A 516-nucleotide genomic window follows, 5' to 3' on the forward strand; every position below is an offset into this window, starting at 1 on the left:
CGGTTAGGGCGGCTTCGCCAGTCCTGCCGCCCGGGTCTTCACCCATCAATGGCGGTCAGAACGGCTCAATGGCGGTCAGAACGGCGGATGTCTTGTGGGCGCTGGGGGAGAGCCTTCGGTTGGTGTTGGTGTTGGTGCCCAGTCGCCATTCGCCACGCGTCAGCCCAGTCGAGTCCAGCCCGGTCTCAGGGATGCAGCGGCGTCGCACCCGTGATCTCAAAAGGGCGGGATGTCCGCTTCCGGGCGTGGTGAACAGGTCCCGGGTGGGCGCTGTTCGTCTTGCTTCCCGCCACGCGGGGGCGGGTCGCCGGGCGTGGGCTGGCTGCCGGGCGGTTGCTGAGGCTGCGTTTCTTCAAGCCACGGTGGGCCGTATTCCCAGGTGGATGGCAGCGGAAGGTCGTCCTCCAAGGCCATGGCCACGGTCTCCGAGGTGGCCGGGATGGCCGGGATGATCGGTTCGGGGAGGGGTTCGATGATGGGCGGGGGTGTGACCGGGTAGCGGTGGCCGGTGCGGCT

General features: G+C 68.4%; 1 pseudogene. It reads right to left on the reverse strand.

From position 1 onward, the window contains the following. Positions 1–216 precede the first annotated feature (216 nt). Positions 217–516 (reverse strand): annotated as a pseudogene (locus N5079_RS35140) (hypothetical protein); the annotation flags it as partial.

It is taken from the genome of Planotetraspora sp. A-T 1434, assembly GCF_025420585.1.
Taxonomy (GTDB): domain Bacteria; phylum Actinomycetota; class Actinomycetes; order Streptosporangiales; family Streptosporangiaceae; genus JAOEGB01.